The sequence below is a fragment of the Mesorhizobium sp. M2E.F.Ca.ET.209.01.1.1 genome (genome assembly GCF_004010375.2).
Taxonomy (GTDB): Bacteria; Pseudomonadota; Alphaproteobacteria; order Rhizobiales; family Rhizobiaceae; genus Mesorhizobium.
In genome coordinates this window covers 1-311 of record NZ_SADP02000892.1, presented here as the reverse complement: position 1 = coordinate 311, position 311 = coordinate 1, and the positions used below count along the sequence as shown (strand labels likewise).

General features: G+C 60.1%; 1 protein-coding gene. It reads right to left on the bottom strand.

Annotated elements, in window-relative coordinates:
- Positions 1-293: tetratricopeptide repeat protein (locus tag EN852_RS38360; protein WP_348643547.1), on the bottom strand; the 293-nt coding region annotated here is incomplete at its 3' end.
- Positions 294-311 lie beyond the last annotated feature (18 nt).

The following is a 311-nucleotide window of genomic DNA, read 5'->3' as shown; positions in this document are numbered from 1 at the left end:
AGCAGCTTCATGATCTCGGTCGGGACTTCGCCGGAAGCGTCGAACTCCTTGGTCATGAACCGCCTCAGGATCGCCTCGCCCGACGAATAATTCTTGTCGCGAAAATGGCTCGCCGCTATCTTCAGCGCATAGGCACCGTTGTGCGGATCGAGCGCCAGGGCCTTTTCCAGGATTTCCCTGGCCTCAGCCGGGCTGATCGCGTCTTCCAGCAGATAGAAGGCCCATTGGTAGCCAAACGCCGCCTCCAGCGGATGGTAGTCGGATTGCCGGGCTTTTAATTCCTCGAGGATCATGCCCGCCGCCCGGTGTCG